The sequence below is a fragment of the Mesorhizobium sp. M0292 genome (genome assembly GCF_040321695.1).
GTDB lineage: Bacteria > Pseudomonadota > Alphaproteobacteria > Rhizobiales > Rhizobiaceae > Mesorhizobium.
Genome location: NZ_JAMYSB010000020.1, coordinates 72,944 through 90,483 on the forward strand (window position 1 = coordinate 72,944; position 17,540 = coordinate 90,483).

Below are 17,540 nucleotides of genomic sequence, written 5' to 3' on the forward strand. Positions count from 1 at the left end.
ATCGGGACATGCAAAAAAGGCGGCGTTTTTCACGTCGCCCTTTCTGATTTTGCCGTCAGCCGCCGATGGCTGCCTTACGGGCTTCGACGATGACGTTGTAGAAGTCAGGCTTGACCGGGACGTAACCGGTGAAGTCGCCGCCTTCGACGCCTTCGAAACAGGCCTTGTCCTTCTTCGGCAGGTCGGTGAAGAAGGCGGCAAGCTTGGCGGTCATGTCGTCGCCGAGCGCGGTGCGCACGACCAGCGGGCCGTTCGGGATCAGGCCCGAGCGCCAGACTTCGACGAAGTCGTTGGGGTCGACGGCGCCCTTGGCGGTGACTTTGTGGAAGGTGCCGGAGGTGTAGCCGTTCTTGAAGTCGCCGATGCCGGAGGAATCGTCAACCGCAACGTCGACCTTGCCGTCGCGAACGGCGAGGATGTTGTTTTCATGGCCGCCATTGAACTGGGTCGAGGCGAAGTAGGCGTCGTTCGAGGCGCCGGTGTCCTTCGGGATCTGGGTCAGCGGGATCAGGTAGCCCGAGGTCGAGTCCGGATCGGCGTAGCCGAGCTTCTTGCCCTTGGCCGACTTGATGTCGGTAATGCCCGAAGACTTCAGCGCCAGGCCGATGGAATAATAGCCGGTGGCGCCGTCGGTCTGCTGGGTGGTGAGGATCGGGGTGACCGCCTTCGGGTCCTTGATGTAGACGCTGGCGTAGCCGGAAGCGCCGAGTTCGGCGAAGTCGAGCGTGCCGCCGAGCAGGCCCTGGATGACGCCGTCATAGTCGGCGGCGGGGAACAGCGAGACCTTTTCGAAGCCGAATTCGGTCTTCAGGTGATCGGCCAGGCACTGATAGTTGCGCAGGCGGTCGGTTTCGTTCTCTCCGCCGAGGATGCCGACGCGGAATTCCTTGAGGTCGGCCGCATGCGCGGCGCTGGTTGCCATGGCGAGCGCCGAAACGGCGCCGAATACCATCTTCCTGAACATTTGATGTCTCTCCTGTAAGTTCCGGCCCCGCGCCGGCAGCGTTCTTGATTTTTGCAAGTGCCCTTGACGCGGGCGGTCGATCCAGTGCGGCTCAGTTTTGGTCCATGATCTTTTCCGAAAACCGGTATCCACTTTTCGGGATCATGGATCAGTACCCGGGGAATGCGGGCTCGAGCGGGCTGGCGGATGCGGCGATCTTTTGCTTGTAGGCGATGCTGGTCGAGGTGATGGCCTCGGAGATATCGACGCCGTTGCCGTCGGCGCCATAGACCAGGCGCACGGCCTCGCGGTTGAGCGCTTCCGGCGGACCGTCGAAGACGATCTTGCCGGCAGCCATGCCGATGATGCGGTTGCAATAGGTGCGGGCGGTGTCCAGCGTGTGCAGATTGGTGACGACGGTGATGCCTTCGCGCAGGTTGATGTCCTGCAGCGAGTCCATCACCACCTTGGCGTTGAGCGGGTCGAGCGAAGCGATCGGCTCATCGGCGAGCAGCACCTTGGGCTGCTGCATCATGGCGCGGGCAATGGCGACGCGCTGCTGCTGGCCGCCAGACAGCGTGCCGGCTGGCTGCAGTGCGGTGCGGGCGATGTCGAGGCGCTCGAGTGCTGCAATCGCCTCAGCGCATTCGGCGCGGGTAAACATGCCGAGCAGGTTGGAAAAGGTCGAGCGATGATTGAGACGGCCGAGCAGCACATTGGTCAGCACATCGAGGCGCGGCACCAGGTTGAACTGCTGGAAGATCATGGCGCAGTCGCGCTGCCAGCGTCGCAGCGGCGAGCCACGCAGCCGCGAGACCTCGGCACCGTCAAAAAAAATCGATCCCTGGCTGGGGTCGATGAGACGGTTGATCATGCGAAGGAGGGTGGATTTGCCGGCGCCGGAACGACCGATGATGCCGACCATCTGGCCCTGCGGGATCGACAGGTCGATGGCGCTGACGGCGGTGTTCTTGCCAAATCGGCGCGAGACGCCGCGGATTTCGAGCGTGGCAGGGGTCGATAACATCGAAGAGTTCCAGACCTGAATTGATCGTCTGGTTCTCGCCTAGCGCAGCGACATGAACCTGCCATGTCATCACGATGTCAGTTTTGTTACGCTCCACAGCCGTGCGGCAAGTGGGGTGATCGCACCCGATCAGGCGCCGTATTTCTCGAGGAACGCGTCTGCCTCGAGTACGCGAAAATCGTCGAGCGCGGCGCGCAGCCTGGCGTGGTCCCAGTCCCACCAGGCGAGCGCCTGGTAGCGTTCGGCCGTGCGGCGATCGAAACGCTCGCGGATCGGCTTGGCTGGCACCCCGCCAACGATGGTGTAGGGCGCGACATCCTTCGACACCACAGCGCCGGCGCCTACGGCAGCACCATCGCCGACGGTGACGCCGGGCAGGATGGTCGAGCCGTGGCCGAGCCAGGTGTCGTGGCCGATGGAGACGCGTTTGGCGCGGCGCTGGGCGAAGAATTCTGTTTCGTGCTCGGCGTCGTCCCAATAGTCGGAGGCGCGATAGGTGAAGTGATGCAGCGTCGGCCGCCAGGTCGGGTGGTTTGTGGCGTTGATGCGCACGGCGGCGGCTATGTTGGAGAACTTGCCGATGGTCGCGCACCAGACGACGCAGTCCTGCATGATGTAGGAATAGTCGCCGAGGATGCTTTCGGACACGCGGCTGCGGTCGGCGATCTCTGTCCAGCGCCCCAATGTCGAGTTCTCGACCTGCGCCGTGGCGTGGACCAACGGCGCTTCCGATAGTTTCCTGCTCATGCAGCGATTTTTCCGGCGGCGAAAGAGGTCACGTCGATGATGCGATCGGCGACGGCGTCACGCACATCCGGGTCATGGAAGATGCCGAGCAAGGCGACACCGCCTGCCTTCTTGGCGGCGATCAACGCAACCACAACGTCGCGGTTTTTCGAATCGAGCGAAGCTGTCGGCTCGTCGAGCAGCAAGACCGGATGCTCGGTGATGAAGCCGCGCGCGATATTGACGCGCTGCTGCTCACCGCCCGAGAAAGTCGCCGGCGGCAGCGCCCAGAGCTTTTCCGGCAAATTGAGCTGCCCCAGCAAGGTGCGTGCTTTTTTCCGCGCGCTCTCGCGGTCCTCGCCGCGTTCGACCAGCGGCTCGGCGACCACGTCGAGCGCGGAGACGCGCGGCACGGTGCGCAGGAACTGGCTGACATAGCCGATCGTCTGGCGGCGCACGGAAAGCACCGTGCGCGGGCTGGCGATGGCGAGATCGATCAGGCCGCCCTCATGCTGAAGGATGATCTGGCCTTCATCGACGGCATAATTGCCATAGAGCATTTTCAGCATCGAGCTTTTGCCGGCGCCGGAAGGTCCGCCGAGCACGGCGCATTCACCGGCCCGGATCGAGAATGAGACGCCGGCGACAACCGGCAATCTGATGCCGTCGCGCAGATGCATGGTGAAGCTTTTGGCGACGCCGGAAACAACGAGGGGCGTCGGCATCAGAAGGTTCTCCAATCGTTGTTCGTCCGCGGGCCAACACCCCCCTCTGCCTTGCCAGGCATCTCCCCCTCAAGGGGGGAGATTGGCTGTCGCGTTCGACTTCGCCATTCTTCTGCATCGTAGAAGGGGCGGGACATAAAAGCTGCTGATCTCCCCCCTTGAGGGGGAGATGGCCGGCAGGCCAGAGGGGGGTGCCTTGGCGCCATCTTCACACCTGTAGAATCGAGGAAACAAGCAATTGCGTGTAAGGCGCGCGGGGATCGTCGAGCACGCGATCCGTCAGGCCGCTTTCGACGACACGGCCGTCTTTCATCACCATCATACGCTGCGACAGAAGCCGGGCGACGGCGAGATCGTGGGTGACGACGATGGCCGCCAGGCCGAGATCGGTGACCAACCCGCGCAGCAAATCGAGCAGGCGCGCCTGCACCGAGACGTCGAGGCCGCCGGTCGGCTCGTCCATGAACACCAGCCTCGGTCCGGTGACGAGGTTGCGGGCGATTTGCAGGCGCTGGCGCATGCCGCCGGAAAAGGCGCGCGGCTCGTCGTCGATGCGGTCCTCGTCGATCTCGACGCGCGACAGCCAGTCGACGGCAGTGGCGCGGATCTTGCCGTAATGGCGGTCACCGACCGCCATTAGCCGCTCGCCGACATTGGCGCCGGCAGACACCGTCATGCGCAAGCCGTCGGCGGGGTTCTGATGAACAAAGCCCCAGTCGGTGCGCATCAGGAAGCGGCACTCGGCCTCGCTCATACGGTAGAGTTCGCGGAACTGGCCGTCGCGCATGCGGTAGCTGGCGGTGCCAGAAGATGGTAGCAGCCGCGTCGACAGGCAGTTGAGCAGCGTCGTCTTGCCGGAGCCGGATTCGCCGACGACGGCCAGAACCTCACCCGGCCACAGGTCGAAGGTGACATTCTCGCAGCCGACGCGCGAGCCGTAGAATTTGGACAGTTCGGAGACGCGCAGCAGTGGGTCGCCGGTCATTCTGCTGGCCTCATCTTTCCTGCGGTAACATGGCTTTCAGCCGCAAGGTGGCCGCGATGTCCTTCGGCGCGCCGCTTCTCGCAATGGTCGGTGTCGGAGCAGACGAACATGTGGTCGCCATGGTCGTCGAGGATGACCTCGTCGAGATAGACATTTTCCGCCGCGCACAGCGCACAGGGCAGGTCGAAGGTCTGGACCTCGAAGGGATGATCCTCGAAGTCGAGGCTGACGACATCGGTGAAGGGCGGCACGGCATAGATGCGCTTTTCGCGCCCGGCTCCGAACAGCTGCAGGGCCGGCGAACGGTGCATTTTGGGGTTGTCGAATTTCGGCGTCGGCGAGGGGTCCATGACATAGCGGCCCTCGACCTTGACCGGATAGGCATAGGTGGTGGCGATGCGGCCGTGTTTGGCAATGTCCTCGTAGAGCTTCACATGCATCAGGCCGTATTCCTCGAGCGCATGCATTTTGCGCGTTTCGGTTTCGCGCGGCTCGAGGAAGCGCAACGGCTCGGGTATCGGCACTTGGTAGACTAGAACTTGGCCGGCGCTCAGCGGGTGTTCCGGGACGCGGTGGCGGGTCTGGATGATGGTGGCGCTGGCGGTATCGGTCGTCACCGCGACGTTGGCTACCTTCTTGAAGAAGGCGCGGATCGAGACGGCATTGGTGGTGTCGTCGGCGCCCTGGTCGATGACTTTCAGCACATCGTCCGGCCCGATAATCGAGGCGGTGACCTGCACGCCGCCAGTGCCCCAGCCATAGGGCATCGGCATTTCGCGCGAAGCGAAGGGAACCTGATAGCCAGGGATGGCGATGCCCTTGAGGATCGCCCGGCGGATCATCCTTTTGGTCTGCTCGTCGAGATAGGCGAAGTTGTAGGTGGCGATGTCGGTCATGGCGATCAAATCCACTCCCTGCTATTGCATTGACGCCCAGAAAACGGAAATAAAGGCGAAGTCGAATGACTCAGACCGGTTGGATCCAGATTGCAATTCTGCTTCTGGCGTTTGTCTGCGTGGTCGGTTTTGTACCTCGGCGCTTGTTTCTGCCTGCTTCCAGAGATGGCGCGCATGTCACAGGCGGAAACGGCAGCTACGTCGGCGGGCATAGCAGCCATTCCCATGACGGCGGCAACGGGGATGGCGGCAACGGGGGTGGCGGCAATGGCGGGGGCGATTAGGCTCATTCGGCAGCCTCCCGCTTCTCTTCCACCTTTGCAGGGTTCTCTCGAGCTTCGTATTCGGCGCGCATGCGGCGCACCAAATCGAGCTCGGCCTGGAAGTCGACATAGTGCGGCAGCTTCAAATGCTCCACGAAGCCGGTCGCCTGAACATTGTCGGAGTGCGAGATGACGAACTCCTCGTCCTGCGCGGCGGCGACGACATCTTCGCCGAGTTCCGTTGCGCGCAGCGCGCGGTCGCACAGCGCCATGGCCATCGCCTTGCGCTCGCTTTGGCCGAAGACCAGTCCGTAGCCGCGGGTGAATTGCGGCGGCGCCTTGGCCGAGCCCTTGAACTGGTTGACCATCTGGCATTCGGTGACGCGGACCTTGCCGAGCAGCACGGCGAAGGGCAGTTCCGGCACGTCGAGTTCCAGCTCGACCTCGCCGATACGCACCTCGCCGACAAAGGGGTGGTTGCGGGCATAGCCGCGCTGGGTGGAATAGCCGAGCGCCAGCAGAAACCCTTCATCGCCGCGTGACAGCGCCTGCAGGCGGATGTCGCGCGCCATCGGAAACTCAAGCGGCTCGCGGGTGATGTCGCCGGGGACATGGTCCTGCGGCATGTCGCCATCCGGCTCAATCAGCCCTTCGCGGGCGAGGATCGTCGAAACGCGCGGCATGGCCTGCGTTTCCGTCTCGCGCTGGAGCGGTTCGGCGACATCGGCGCCGGCGGCGAGTTCCGGGTCGAGCAGGCGGTGGGTGTAGTCGAAGGTAGGCCCAAGCAGCTGGCCGCCGGGCAAATCCTTGTAGGTCGCCGACACGCGCCGCTCGACCAGCATGGCGCCGGTGTCGATGGCGTTGGTGTAGCCGAAGCGCGGCAGTGTGGTGCGGTAGGCGCGCACCAGGAAGATCGCCTCGATCATGTCGCCGCGCGCCTGGACTATGGCGAGCGCCGCCAGTTCCCGGTCGTAGAGCGATCCTTCGCTCATCACCCGGTCGACGCCGAGCGCCAGCTGTTCCACGATCTGGTCGAGGCGCAGCGCCGGCACCGAACGGTCGCCGCGACGGCGGTCCGCAAGCAGGCTGTGGGCATTGGCGATTGCGACTTCGCCGCCTTTTACCGCGACATACATTTATGCCTCCATCGTATTGATGCGCGTCGTGCGCGGCAGGCAGGCGATACCGTTGGGCGCCGCCAGGAGGATGTCGACGCCGCGCGGAAAGCGCTGGCTGTTCTGCTTCCACTGTTCGACGAAATGACGCGGCATCTGTGCCGGCGCGATCGCGGCAGAGACTTCGATGCCAGGACCTTCGAGCAACAGCGGCGCGCCCGAGACGAGATTGCTGACCTGCAGGATCAGTGTCGTCGAGCGGTCGGGATAGTCCTGCGTGCCTTGCGAAAAGCCGTCGAGAGCAGCCATCTCGGCCGGGTTGGCGATCAAGGCGAAATGCGCATCGGCCGGCGTGTTGGCAAGTGGCGCGCCGGTGTGGAAACCGAGCCAGGATTTGACTGCCGCGGACGCCTGCAAGGCAGGGTCGAGCCAGAGCGGGGTGTCGTTGTCGCATAGCGAAAGCGCGATGGCGCCGGCGGTTGCCGACAGCGGCGCCGGCGGCCGGGCGAAGGCCGGCAGAGGCTGCACGCTGCCCGGCCGCGCCATGGCGTCCATGATTGCGCGGAAGACGGTCTGGGCGTTGAACACCGGATCGGCGAAACCGCCGTCGATCGATTGAGCTGCGATGTCCATCAGTCTTCTCCGCGCACCATGGTGAAGAAATCCACTTTCGTTGCCGCCGTCTCGGCGCGGCGCTTTTCGCGCGCTTCGCCTTGGGCGGCACGCAGCGGCGCCACCAGCGCGGTTTCGACCGTCCTCCGCTGCGCCGGGTCCTGCCAGAGCGCGTCGGCGATTGCGGCCAGCCTGGCCTTCTTCCTGTCGCGGCCAAGCATGTAGCTGTGGCCGACCTGTCCGGAAGGGAGCCGAACTGTGGCGCGGGTGACCGTCGCTTCACCGACATTGAAGGGTGCGCCGCCGCCGCCGATGCGACCACGCACGGTGACCAGACCGGTTTCCGGGCCACGCAGAAGCTCGGCCTCGGAGGTCAGGCCGGCCTCGTTCCAGAGCCGGGCGATGTCGTCGCCGTTAGCCTGCGCCAGCGTTGCCATGACGTCTTTGCGCTCGGCCTGTTCCCGCGCTTCCTGTCCTCGCATTGGGTTACTCCCTGACCAAATAAAATTTGTCTAGTGATATAGACAACTATACAAATTATACCTATTATCTAACCCGTGTCCATGACGGGTGGATGACAGGGGGTGGAGCGGGGGGGAAATGGTGGCTCAAAAGAGCGCGAGCAGCATTGAACGCCGCAGTGGCGTCTCGCTCTGGCGGCAGATCGCCGACCAGATCCTGCATTCGATTGCGTCCGGCGATTTCGCCGAGAATGCCGCGCTGCCGCCGGAGATGGCGCTGGCCGAACGCTACGGCGTCAACCGCCACACGGTGCGCAGCGCCATATCGGCCCTGGTACAGGACGGTGTGCTGCGGGCCGAGCAGGGACGCGGCACTTTCGTGTTGTCGCGCAAGCGGCTGTCCTATCCGATCGGCGCGCGCACGCGTTTTTCGACGGGCCTGCAGGGACAGACTTCGGAACGGCATATCGTGCTGCTCACGTCCGTAGTTGAATCGGCCAGCCAGCGCGTCGCCGACGGCCTCGGCCTTGCCAGGGGCACCGAGGTGATCCGGCTGGAGACGCGCGGCGAAGCCGATGGACGGCCGGTGTCCCGCGCCGCCAGCTGGTACGAAGCAAAGCGCTTCGCCGGCATCGATGCCGTGATGGCGGAGACCGGTTCGATAACCGCCTCGCTCCGGCGTTTCGGCATCGACGATTATCTCCGGCAATCGACGGTTCTGTCGGCGCGTCACGCCGACGCCGCCGACCTTGCCGATCTCGATTTGCAGCCCGGCGCCATCGTGCTGGTCGCGGTCGCCGTCAACGTCACACCGGACGGCCAGCCGATCCAGTTCGCCGAAACACGGTTTCCGGCGGAGCGGGTGGAGCTGAAACTGTCGGCGCTGTAGCGGGGCGCGCCTATTTTTCACCGGCCTGGCGTTTTGAGGACGGAGTGGGAGTCAACCTGCGCGGGTCGTCATCATTCGGGCCGGGACCACCTGCGATGTTATGCCCCAACCTCGATCACAGCCTTGATCAGCCCCGATTTCTCATGCGCCCAGCGCGCGAGATCACGCGGTGTGCCGGTTAGCGTGGTGCGGTGGGTGACGAGTTTTGCCAGCGGCACGGCGCCGTTGCGGATCGAGGCGGCGACGTGGTCGAAATCGACTTTCAGCGCGTTGCGGCTGCCGATCAATGTCATTTCGCGCTTGTGGAATTCCGGGTCGGAAAAGACGATGTCATCCTTGACGACGCTGACCAGCACGAGCGTGCCGCCATGCGCGACATGGGCGAAGGCCGACTGCACCGAGGCGGTGTTGCCGGTGGCGTCGAAGACGATGTCGAACCCTTCGCCGCCGGTTGCCTCGCGCACCAGTTCGGCTGCCGCTTTTTGTGAGCCGTCGAGCGTGGCGAAGCCGAGTTCGCCTTTTGCAAAATCCAGCCGCTCCGTGCTCATGTCGAGCAGGCTGACATCGAGCCCGGCGATGCGCGCAAACAGCGCTGCGCCAAGGCCGATCGGCCCGGCGCCGATGACCAGCGTGCGGGCGCCTGGTTCGGCGCGAGCGCGCCGCACGCCATGCGCGCCGATGGCGAGGAATTCCACCGCCGCCGCATCGGCCAGCGACAAGCCGTTTGCCGGATAAAGATTCTGCGCCGGCACCAGGATCTGCTCGGCCATGGCGCCGTCGCGATGGACGCCAAGCACTTCGATCCTGACGCAGCAATTCGGCTTGCCGTGCCGGCAGGCGATGCATTTTCCGCAAGCGAGATAGGGATTGATGATGACGGGCTCGCCCACGGCAAGGTCGACATCTTCGCCGGTCTCGACGACGGTGCCCGACACTTCATGGCCCATGATGCGGGGATAGGCAAGGAACGGGTGCTTGCCTTCGAAGATGTGGTAGTCGGTGCCGCAGATGCCGACATGGCTGACGGCGACCAGCGCCCAGCCGGCAGGCGGCGCTCCTGGCGCCGGCCGGTCTTCCAGGACAAGCTCGCCGGGCGAGCGGCAGACAACAGCTTTCATTCGGCAATTCCAGTGTTTCTCAAAAAAGGCGCCGGTCCGTTGTTAAGCAGGCCGGCGCAGAAGGTCAGGGAGAATTACTTGCCGCGACGGCGCAGCCCGTCGAAATAGACGATGATTATGATCAGCGCGCCGGTGATGATGCGCTGCCAGAACGAGTTGACGTTGAGCAGATTGGCGCCGTTGTTGATGGTGGCCAGGATGAAGGCGCCGAGCAGTGGGCCATGCACCGAGCCGACGGCGCCGAACAGCGAGGTGCCGCCGATCACCGATGAGGCGATCGCCTGCAACTCCCAACCTTCGGCCTGGGTCGGGTTGCCGATGCCGATGCGCGCCGCCAGCAGCACGCCGACGAAGGCCGCGCATAGGCCCGACAGCGTGTAGGCCATGTAGATGGTGCGCTGGACATTGACGCCCGAGAGGCGCGAGGCCTCGGCATTGGATCCCACAGAGAAGAGATAGCGGCCCCAGCGGCTGTGGTGCAGGAAGATGTAGGCCGGGATACCGACCAGGATCACCATCCAGAACAGATTGGGGATGCCGACAAAGGAACTGCGCGAGAACGCGGTGAAGCTGTCGCTGTTGATGTTGATCGAGTTGCCGTTGGTCATCAACAGGCCGATGCCGCGCAACGAGGTCAGCGTCGCCAGCGTGATGATGAAGGGCGGCAGGCCCATCTTGACGATGCCGAAGCCATGGAACAGGCCGATGGCAACACCGACCAGCAGCGTCACCAGAATGGCGACCCAGATCGGGAAGCCGGCATTAATCATCATGGCGACAATGACGGTGGCGAAGCCGACCACGGCGCCGACCGAGAGGTCAATGCCGCCGGTGATGATGACGAAGGTCTGGCCGACCGCCATGATGGCGATCATCGAGCCCTGCCGCAAAAGATTGGCGATGTTGTTGGAGGAGGCGAAGCTCGGCGTCGCCACCGACAGCACGATCCAGAGCAGAACCAGCAACGCCAGAAGCGTCAGCCCGAACAGGACGTTGTAGTTCCGTTTCGGTTTTTCGATCGCGACGGTTTCGATGCTCATGGTTCCTCCCGTTTCTTGTTTTGTCAGCCGATCGCCTGCGTCAGCACGTCTTCGTGGCTGGCGGCGCGAAAGCCATGGCTGGCGACCAGTTTGCCGCGCCGGAACACGTGCAGCGTATCGGCGAGCTCATAAACCTCGGGCAGATAGGACGAGATCAGGATGATGCCGGCGCCCTTGGACAACAGTTCCCCGAACAGGCGGTAGATCTCGGCCTTGGTACCGACATCGACGCCGACCGTAGGCTCGTCGAAGATGAACAGCTTAGCGCCGTGCGCCAGCCATTTGCCGATGACGATCTTCTGCTGGTTGCCGCCGGACAGGCTGGAGGCCAGGGCGCCGCGTGTTTGCGTTTTGATGCGGAGGCCGGCGATCTGGCGATCGGCTTCAGCCTTTTCCTTCGTGTTCGAAATCAGCAGGTTGTTGGAGATGCGCTTGTAGATCGGCAGGTTGAGGTTGAGGCCGACCGGCAGGTTCAGGCACAGGCCCTGGTCGCGGCGGCTTTCCGGCGCCAGCGCCATGCCGAGCTTGATCGCGTCGTGCTCGGAATTGATCAGCACCGGTTTGCCTTGCCAGCGGATCTGGCCGGCCGACTTCTTGTGGCGGCCATAAAGCGTGGTGACAAACTCGCTGCGGCCGGCGCCGATCAGGCCATAGAGCCCGACGATCTCGCCGGCACGCACTGTCATCGAGACGTCTTCGAAGCCCTTGCCCGACAGGTTTTTCGCTTCAACGATCACGGCACCGGGGGTGAAATGCTCCTTGTGGTAGACTTGCTCGATCGAGCGATTGATCATCATCTTGACCAGCTCGGCGTCATTGGTCTCGGCAATGTTGCGGGTGCCGACCAGCGTGCCGTCGCGCAGCACCGAGACGCGATCGGCGAGTTCGAACACCTCTTCCATGCGATGGCTGATGTAGATGATGGTGACGCCTTCGCCCTTGAGCCTGCGGATCAGCGTGAACAGCTGGTCGGCTTCCTTGCGGGTGAGATAGGCGGTCGGCTCGTCGAAAATCAGGAACTTGGTGCCGCGCACGGTGGCGCGGGCGGCGGCGATCAGCTGCTGCTGGCCGATGGTGAGGTCACCCAGCATGACATGCGCCGGCAGATCGAAGCCGAGACCGTCGATGATCTTCTGCGCTTCCTTCACCATGGCGCGCTGCTGCAGGATGCCGAAGCGCGAATTCTCCTCGCCGAGGAACATGTTGGCGGCGACGGTGAGATGGCGGCAGAGCACGACCTCCTGATGCACGGCGTTGATGCCCAGCGCCATCGCCTCGTGTGGGGTTGCCAGCGCTGCCGGCTTGCCCTCCCAGATGACATCGCCGGAGGTGCGCGGCATGACGCCGGTCAGAAGCTTGATCAAGGTGGATTTGCCGGCGCCGTTCTCGCCGACGATGGCGTGGATCTCACCTGCCTTGAAGGCAAGGTGAACGGGCTTCAGCGCATGCGTGCCGGGATAGCGTTTTTCCAGCCCGTGCAGTTCGAGGATCGTCCTGCCGGGCGCTAGCGTTGGGGCCGGGTGCAGTTCCTGCGCCGTGGGCGTCATGACAATCCTCCCAGATTGGCCTTACGATTGGCACGTTGCGATGCAGTCAAGCCGCATCGTCGAGGTGATTCAAGCCTGTGGATATTCAAGCTTGTATCCGGTGTTTCCGGGGCGCGAGGCCCCGGAAAGGATTTTTGGTTGACGGGCTCAGAGCTTCGGGTTGAGCAGGGCGTCGATCTTGGGGTCTTTCATGTTGGCCTTGGTCACCAGGTTGGCGCCGGTGTCCACATTGGCCTCGACCTTCTCGCCCTTCGAGGCGGCGAGCGCGGTCTTGATGCCGTCATAGCCCATCCGGTACGGATCCTGGACGACGAGCGCGGAAATGACGCCGTCATTGAGGAACTTGATCAGCTTCTCGTCGCTGTCGAAGCCGACCAGCGCCAGCTTGCCGCCAAGGTTATTCTCGGCGACAGCCTGACCGACGCCCTGCGCCATGATCAGGTTGGACGCGAAGATGCCCTTGAGGTTCGGGTTGGCGGTGATCAGGTCGGTGGCGATGTTGAGACCGGTCGTCGCCTGGCCGTCGGCATATTTGTCCGCGACGAGCTTGAGCCCCGGATATTTCGCGGCCAGCTGCTCGGTGAAGCCCTGCTTGCGCTGCTCCAGCGAACCGGCGCCCGGGGCGTTGGTGATCAGGGCGACGTCGCCCTCGATCTTGCCGCCATTGGCTTCGCCGATGGCTGCTGCAAGACCGTCAGCGGCGACGCGTCCGCCCTGCACATTGTCGGTGGTCAGGAACGAGGTGAACGCCTTGGAGTCGGCGCCGGAGTCGATGCCGATGACCTTGACCTTGCTGGCCGCTTCATCGATCGGCTTGCCGAGCGCCTTGAATTCGGTCGGCGCGATGACGATCGCGGCCGGGTTGCCGGCGACGGCATTCTCGAGGATCGAGACCTGGCCGTTGACGTCGGTTTCAGCCTGGGCGCCGAGTTCGGGTACGTTGACGCCGAGATCCTTGCCGGCCTTGCGGGCGCCGGCCAGGACGATCTGCCAGTAGAAGGACGTGGTGTCCTTGACGATGATCGGAATGGTCACGTCCGCCGCCGAAGCCGGCGCCGTGTGCAGCGTGCCGGCAAGCATCGAGGCGGCAGCTAGTGCCATCAGTGAGCGGCGGTTGAGAATGCTGGTCACGAATTTCATTAGGAATCCTCCCTAGATCGCCCGGTGAAGGTTACGGAAGCTCCATTTGGATAGGCGCGGCCCAAACAGAACTTTATCAATAAAAAACAGTTGCCGCTTTTTGATAGTGCATCGGTCCGGCCGACGCAAGCGGTGTTTCATATCGGCCTGCGCATGGCTTGGCGGGGAAACCTCCCTGCCGATCCTCAGTGCCACGTCCAGACGCTCCCGATCCTCCTTGATCATCATGGAATATTAATTCCACCGTCGAGTCAATATGGAATATTCATTCCTTCTTGAGAACCGTGATTGTGGCGTTTCGTCAGCCGAGCTCCTGCACGATGGTGTAGGGAGCGTAGCGGGCGAATTCCGCTTGCGGCACCTGGACGTCGAACAGGTCGAGGTTGCGCGTCAGGTTGGCGGGCTTGGCCGTTCCGGTCAGCACGCTGGCCACGACAGGCTCCTGCAGCGGAAACTGCAATGCAGCCGCCGCCAGCGGATATCCGCCCTCATCAGCGATTTTCTCCATCGCGCCGACACGCTCGAGTATGTCCTGCGTCGCCGGCAGATAGTCGAAATGCGCGCCGTGCACCGGTCCGGTCGCCAGGATGCCGGAGTTGAAGACGCCGCCGATGATCAGCGAAGTCTGTCGCTCACGACACAGCGGCAGCAACTCGGCTTCAGCCGAGCGGTCGAGCAGCGAATAGCGGCTGGCCAGCAGGATGCAGTCGAGCGGTGCTTCGCGCAGCACGTCGAGGCAGATCTGCACCTCGTTGACGCCGAGCCCATAGGCGGAAATTACACCCGACGTTTTAAGCTCGTCCAGCGCCTTCAAGCCGCCGTCCATCAGCTGGCGAAAGTGCAGCTTCGTCTTCTCGACGCCATGTGTGTAGGTGCCGATGTCGTGCACAAACAGGATGTCTATCCGGTTCAGCCCGAGCCGGGCATAGGAGAACTCGACCGAGCGCATGATGCCGTCATACGAGTAGTCGTAGTCGAGCGCGAAAGGCAGCGGGTCGACATAGGAATGATCGGGAACCTGGTCTTCCGGCACCGGGCGGAACAGGCGGCCGACCTTGGTCGACAGCACATAGGAATCCCTCGGCTTGTAGCGCAGGAAATCGCCGGTCCGCCGCTCCGACAGGCCGAAGCCATAGAAGGGCGCGGTGTCGAAATAGCGCAGGCCGGCATCCCAGGCTGTCTGCAGCGTCTCCATCGCCGATTCGCGCGGACAGGCCCGGTAGAGCCCGCCGATCGCCGCTCCGCCGAAGCTTATCTCGGTGACCTCGAGCGCAGTCGTGCCGATGCGGCGTTTGTCCATCCAAAGCCTCCCCTTGTGGGCAGTCGTTGCAGCCCGCTTTTTTCGTCGGTGGTTAGAGCGTCGCGCCGAGGTGCCACGGCACGAACTCGTTGTCGCCGTAGCCGAACGCCTCGCTCTTGGTCTTGCGGCCCGATGCCGTCTCGACGATGAGTTCGAAGAGTTCCCGGCCCATGCCGGCGATGGTCTTCTCACCCGAAGCGATGACACCGCAATTGACGTCCATGTCCTCTTCCATCTGGTGGTACATGGTCGAGTTGGTGGCGACCTTGATCGACGGCGTCGGCCGGCAGCCGAAGCAGGAGCCGCGGCCGGTGGTGAAGACGATGATGTTGGCGCCGCCCGCCACCTGACCGGTCGCCGAGACCGGGTCGTAACCGGGCGTGTCCATGAACACCAGGCCACTGCCGGTGACCTTTTCGGCATAACCGAAGACGCCGTTGAGCGGAGTCTGGCCGCCTTTGGCCACGGCGCCCAGCGACTTTTCCAGGATGGTGGTCAGGCCACCGCGCTTGTTGCCGGGCGAGGGGTTGTTGTCGATCGAGGCGCCGTGCTTGGCGACATGGTCCTCCCACCATTTGACGAAACCGTCGAGCTTCTTGGCGATCTCCGGCGTTGCCGCGCGATAGGCGAGCAGATGTTCGGCGCCATAGATCTCCGTCGTCTCCGACAGGATGCCGATGCCGCCGACGCCGGCCAGGATGTCGACCGCCGCTCCCAGCGCGGGATTGGCGGTGATGCCCGACATGCCGTCGGAACCGCCGCATTGCAGGCCGACGACGATCTCCGAGACCGGGATCGGCTCGCGCTGATACTGGCCGACTTCCTCGGCGATTTCGGCGAGCACGCCCATCGCCTTTGCGACCGATTTGCGCGAACCGCCGGCGTCCTGGATGTTGAAATGGCGTTTTCCCGCCGCCGCACCCTTCTGGCCGTAAAGGGTGAGCTGGTTGACCTCGCAGCCGAGGCCGACCATCAACGCGCCGCCGAAATTCGGATGGCGGGTGTAACCGGCGAGCGTGCGGTGCAGCACCATCATGCCGTCGCCGGTGCTGCTCATGCCGCAGCCCTGGCCATGGACGATCGGGACGAAGCCGTCGATCCCCGGATATTTCGGCAACAGCACGCGGTTGGCCTCGTCGGCAATGGCGTGGCAGACGGTGGCCGAGCAATTGACGCTGGCGATGATGCCGATGAAGTTGCGGGTGCCGGCACGGCCATCGGCGCGACGATAGCCCATGAATGTCCGGGCGCGGTCAGCTTCGGTGGCGTGCTCGGCCTCGCTCGGCGGCACCACCGGCAGGCGGCCGGATTCAAAAACCAGATTGTGCGAATGGACGTGGTCGCCGGGCGCGATGTCCTGGGTGGCGCGGCCGATGGCCTGGGCATACTTGACCACCGCCTCGCCGGCGGCGATAGGCTTGATCGCCACCTTGTGGCCGGGCTCGATCAAGGCCGTGGCGAGGGCGCCGCCGGGCAGAGGGGTGCCGATCTCGATGCGGCCATTGGCGACCGCGACATTGTCGGCGGGGGACAGAAGAATGCTGTTCGAGGCGTTCACGGGCAGTTTCCTGGGTCTGTTCCTGGGGATGCGCGGATTGACACGCGTCTGTTTACATATAATGTCTTTTATCGTGAAAAAACATTTGTGCGTCAATTGTTTTTTCAGGAGGAGACCATGCGTCCGACGGATGCTTGGCTTGTGGGGAGCGGCGTCTGACACGCAGAGCGTTTTGCTTTGCCGGGTCAGCGCCAGGACATATGTGATATCGCGCTTCAAGCCAGCCACAGCAAGCGCCGGCGCGCAACGGGGCAGGGATGTCGAAGAGCAACAACGTCTACAAGGACGCTTACAACAGGGGTCTGCGGCTGCTCGATGAGACGCAGAGCCTGCCGTCGGAGCCGGAACTGGGCACTTTGCTCGGCGTCAGCCGGACCACCGTGCGCACCATTCTGGCGCGCATGGAAGAGACCGGGCTGATCGCGTGGAACAAACGCAGCAAGACAGTGCTCAGGACGCCGAAGCCGGATGATTTCTTCCCCGAGGAGGAGACAGACACACTGGCCCAGATCATCGAGCGGTCGTTTATGCGCAGGTTGCTGGCCGGCGGTGCAGAGGCCGGCATGCAGATCAACGAGCTCGAACTGGCGCGCGAGATCGGCGTCGGCACCACCAGCGTGCGCGAGTTCCTGATCCGCTTCTCCCGCTTCGGCCTGATCGAGAAGCGGCGCAACAGCCACTGGGTGCTGAAAGGATTTACCCGTGCCTTTGCGCTCGAACTCACTGAAATCCGCGAAATGTTCGAGATACGCTCGGCGGCGGCCTTTGCCGCCTTGCCTGGGGATAGTCCGGTCTGGGCGGATCTCGACCGGCTGGAAGACGAGCACCGGCTTCTGGCCAGCGAAATCGCCATCCGCTTCAACGAATTCTCTGAGCTAGACGAGCGCTTCCACCGGCTGATCCACCGGGCGTCGCACAACCGCTTCATCGTCGATTTCTACGACGTCATCGCCATGATCTTTCACTACCACTACCAGTGGAACAAGGCGCAGGAGCGCGAACGCAACGAAGTCGCGGTTGGCGAGCATCTCGCCTACATCGCGGCGCTGAAATCGCGCGATCTCGGCAAGGTCGACGCCGCCTGCCGCAAGCATCTGAAGTCGGCACGCCACACGCTGTTGACGTCGATCCCGGAAATCGGCGGCCGCCCGGCTTCCTGAGCGCGACGTCCGAAGGGACGTTATGCGCACAAGAT

At 63.6% G+C, this 17,540-nt stretch carries 19 protein-coding genes; 3 read left to right on the plus strand and 16 right to left on the minus strand.

Features of this window, described 5'->3' with window-relative positions; translation table 11 throughout:
• Positions 1–55: 55 nt before the first annotated feature.
• The 6 genes from phnD to NKI96_RS24995 form a co-directional block, all read right to left on the minus strand.
• Positions 56–964, minus strand: coding sequence for a phosphonate ABC transporter substrate-binding protein (gene phnD, locus NKI96_RS24970; protein WP_023669830.1), 909 nt, complete (start codon positions 962–964; stop codon positions 56–58).
• Between the two features lie 148 nt (positions 965–1,112).
• Positions 1,113–1,970 carry a phosphonate ABC transporter ATP-binding protein gene (phnC, locus tag NKI96_RS24975; RefSeq protein WP_023669829.1) on the minus strand — a complete coding sequence of 286 codons (858 nt, stop codon included), beginning with the start codon at positions 1,968–1,970 and terminating at the stop codon, positions 1,113–1,115.
• Between the two features lie 129 nt (positions 1,971–2,099).
• Positions 2,100–2,717 carry a DapH/DapD/GlmU-related protein gene (locus NKI96_RS24980; RefSeq protein WP_023669828.1) on the minus strand — a complete coding sequence of 206 codons (618 nt, stop codon included), beginning with the start codon at positions 2,715–2,717 and terminating at the stop codon, positions 2,100–2,102.
• Positions 2,714–3,421, minus strand: coding sequence for a phosphonate C-P lyase system protein PhnL (gene phnL / locus NKI96_RS24985; protein WP_352597407.1), 708 nt, complete (start codon positions 3,419–3,421; stop codon positions 2,714–2,716). Before phnL ends, NKI96_RS24980 begins: the two co-directional genes overlap by 4 nt.
• 208 nt (positions 3,422–3,629) lie before the next feature.
• Positions 3,630–4,406: a phosphonate C-P lyase system protein PhnK gene (phnK, locus tag NKI96_RS24990; protein WP_023669826.1), complete on the minus strand. Its 777-nt coding sequence runs from the start codon at positions 4,404–4,406 to the stop codon at positions 3,630–3,632.
• Positions 4,403–5,302, minus strand: a complete 900-nt coding sequence (locus NKI96_RS24995; protein ID WP_023726432.1) for an alpha-D-ribose 1-methylphosphonate 5-phosphate C-P-lyase PhnJ — start codon at positions 5,300–5,302, stop codon at positions 4,403–4,405. Before NKI96_RS24995 ends, phnK begins: the two co-directional genes overlap by 4 nt.
• Positions 5,303–5,367: 65 nt before the next feature.
• On the opposite strand from NKI96_RS24995, the gene NKI96_RS25000 reads away from it, so the two are divergent.
• Positions 5,368–5,586 carry a hypothetical protein gene (locus tag NKI96_RS25000; protein WP_023699000.1) on the plus strand — a complete coding sequence of 73 codons (219 nt, stop codon included), beginning with the start codon at positions 5,368–5,370 and terminating at the stop codon, positions 5,584–5,586.
• A gap of 2 nt (positions 5,587–5,588) precedes the next feature.
• On the opposite strand, the gene NKI96_RS25005 is transcribed toward NKI96_RS25000, so the two are convergent.
• From NKI96_RS25005 to phnG, 3 genes are read right to left on the minus strand one after another with little or no spacing between them, the layout of a single operon-like run.
• Complete coding sequence (locus NKI96_RS25005) at positions 5,589–6,701, minus strand: carbon-phosphorus lyase complex subunit (RefSeq protein ID WP_023669823.1); 1,113 nt, start codon at positions 6,699–6,701, stop codon at positions 5,589–5,591.
• Positions 6,702–7,313, minus strand: a complete 612-nt coding sequence (phnH, locus tag NKI96_RS25010) for a phosphonate C-P lyase system protein PhnH (RefSeq protein ID WP_352543190.1) — start codon at positions 7,311–7,313, stop codon at positions 6,702–6,704. It lies immediately after the preceding gene.
• Positions 7,313–7,774 (minus strand): phosphonate C-P lyase system protein PhnG, encoded by a 462-nt coding sequence (gene phnG, locus NKI96_RS25015; RefSeq protein WP_023700148.1) that lies wholly within the window; start codon positions 7,772–7,774, stop codon positions 7,313–7,315. The genes phnH and phnG overlap by 1 nt, the downstream gene beginning before the upstream one ends.
• Before the next feature lie 118 nt (positions 7,775–7,892).
• Between phnG and phnF the strand changes: the two genes are divergently transcribed.
• Positions 7,893–8,642 (plus strand): phosphonate metabolism transcriptional regulator PhnF, encoded by a 750-nt coding sequence (gene phnF, locus NKI96_RS25020; RefSeq protein ID WP_352463288.1) that lies wholly within the window; start codon positions 7,893–7,895, stop codon positions 8,640–8,642.
• Positions 8,643–8,740: 98 nt separating this feature from the next.
• Here the strand turns inward: phnF and NKI96_RS25025 are convergent, their stop codons facing one another.
• The 7 genes from NKI96_RS25025 to NKI96_RS25055 form a co-directional block, all read right to left on the minus strand.
• Positions 8,741–9,760 (minus strand): zinc-binding alcohol dehydrogenase family protein, encoded by a 1,020-nt coding sequence (locus tag NKI96_RS25025; RefSeq protein ID WP_352806758.1) that lies wholly within the window; start codon positions 9,758–9,760, stop codon positions 8,741–8,743.
• A gap of 74 nt (positions 9,761–9,834) precedes the next feature.
• The gene (locus tag NKI96_RS25030; RefSeq protein WP_023683015.1) at positions 9,835–10,800 is read right to left on the minus strand and encodes an ABC transporter permease; all 966 of its coding nucleotides are present in this window, start codon (positions 10,798–10,800) and stop codon (positions 9,835–9,837) included.
• Between the two features lie 23 nt (positions 10,801–10,823).
• Entirely contained in the window at positions 10,824–12,347 is a 1,524-nt protein-coding gene (locus tag NKI96_RS25035) for a sugar ABC transporter ATP-binding protein (protein WP_031197627.1), read from the minus strand.
• A 147-nt stretch (positions 12,348–12,494) separates the two neighbouring features.
• Complete coding sequence (locus NKI96_RS25040) at positions 12,495–13,487, minus strand: ABC transporter substrate-binding protein (protein WP_023669816.1); 993 nt, start codon at positions 13,485–13,487, stop codon at positions 12,495–12,497.
• Between the two features lie 12 nt (positions 13,488–13,499).
• A complete protein-coding gene (locus NKI96_RS25045) occupies positions 13,500–13,715 on the minus strand; it encodes a hypothetical protein (protein ID WP_023669815.1) in 216 nt (71 codons plus the stop codon).
• Between the two features lie 73 nt (positions 13,716–13,788).
• Positions 13,789–14,787: an aldo/keto reductase gene (locus NKI96_RS25050; protein WP_352806760.1), complete on the minus strand. Its 999-nt coding sequence runs from the start codon at positions 14,785–14,787 to the stop codon at positions 13,789–13,791.
• 52 nt (positions 14,788–14,839) lie between these two features.
• A complete protein-coding gene (locus NKI96_RS25055; protein ID WP_023820503.1) occupies positions 14,840–16,345 on the minus strand; it encodes a UxaA family hydrolase in 1,506 nt (501 codons plus the stop codon).
• A 257-nt stretch (positions 16,346–16,602) separates the two neighbouring features.
• Between NKI96_RS25055 and NKI96_RS25060 the strand changes: the two genes are divergently transcribed.
• The gene (locus tag NKI96_RS25060; protein WP_023700141.1) at positions 16,603–17,505 is read left to right on the plus strand and encodes a GntR family transcriptional regulator; all 903 of its coding nucleotides are present in this window, start codon (positions 16,603–16,605) and stop codon (positions 17,503–17,505) included.
• Positions 17,506–17,540 lie beyond the last annotated feature (35 nt).

Bases quoted from the DNA above. Each gene is read 5' to 3' on its own strand.
- NKI96_RS25005 (WP_023669823.1), bottom strand. From the start codon at position 6,701: ATGTATGTCGCGGTAAAAGGCGGCGAAGTCGCAATCGCCAATGCCCAC.
- phnC (WP_023669829.1), bottom strand. From the start codon at position 1,970: ATGTTATCGACCCCTGCCACGCTCGAAATCCGCGGCGTCTCGCGCCGA.
- NKI96_RS25045 (WP_023669815.1), bottom strand. From the start codon at position 13,715: ATGATGATCAAGGAGGATCGGGAGCGTCTGGACGTGGCACTGAGGATC.
- phnG (WP_023700148.1), bottom strand. From the start codon at position 7,774: ATGCGAGGACAGGAAGCGCGGGAACAGGCCGAGCGCAAAGACGTCATG.
- phnF (WP_352463288.1), top strand. From the start codon at position 7,893: ATGGTGGCTCAAAAGAGCGCGAGCAGCATTGAACGCCGCAGTGGCGTC.
- phnK (WP_023669826.1), bottom strand. From the start codon at position 4,406: ATGACCGGCGACCCACTGCTGCGCGTCTCCGAACTGTCCAAATTCTAC.
- NKI96_RS25035 (WP_031197627.1), bottom strand. From the start codon at position 12,347: ATGACGCCCACGGCGCAGGAACTGCACCCGGCCCCAACGCTAGCGCCC.
- NKI96_RS25060 (WP_023700141.1), top strand. From the start codon at position 16,603: ATGTCGAAGAGCAACAACGTCTACAAGGACGCTTACAACAGGGGTCTG.
- NKI96_RS25025 (WP_352806758.1), bottom strand. From the start codon at position 9,760: ATGAAAGCTGTTGTCTGCCGCTCGCCCGGCGAGCTTGTCCTGGAAGAC.
- NKI96_RS25050 (WP_352806760.1), bottom strand. From the start codon at position 14,787: ATGGACAAACGCCGCATCGGCACGACTGCGCTCGAGGTCACCGAGATA.
- NKI96_RS24980 (WP_023669828.1), bottom strand. From the start codon at position 2,717: ATGAGCAGGAAACTATCGGAAGCGCCGTTGGTCCACGCCACGGCGCAG.
- phnL (WP_352597407.1), bottom strand. From the start codon at position 3,421: ATGCCGACGCCCCTCGTTGTTTCCGGCGTCGCCAAAAGCTTCACCATG.
- phnD (WP_023669830.1), bottom strand. From the start codon at position 964: ATGTTCAGGAAGATGGTATTCGGCGCCGTTTCGGCGCTCGCCATGGCA.
- NKI96_RS25000 (WP_023699000.1), top strand. From the start codon at position 5,368: ATGACTCAGACCGGTTGGATCCAGATTGCAATTCTGCTTCTGGCGTTT.
- NKI96_RS24995 (WP_023726432.1), bottom strand. From the start codon at position 5,302: ATGACCGACATCGCCACCTACAACTTCGCCTATCTCGACGAGCAGACC.
- phnH (WP_352543190.1), bottom strand. From the start codon at position 7,313: ATGGACATCGCAGCTCAATCGATCGACGGCGGTTTCGCCGATCCGGTG.
- NKI96_RS25040 (WP_023669816.1), bottom strand. From the start codon at position 13,487: ATGAAATTCGTGACCAGCATTCTCAACCGCCGCTCACTGATGGCACTA.
- NKI96_RS25030 (WP_023683015.1), bottom strand. From the start codon at position 10,800: ATGAGCATCGAAACCGTCGCGATCGAAAAACCGAAACGGAACTACAAC.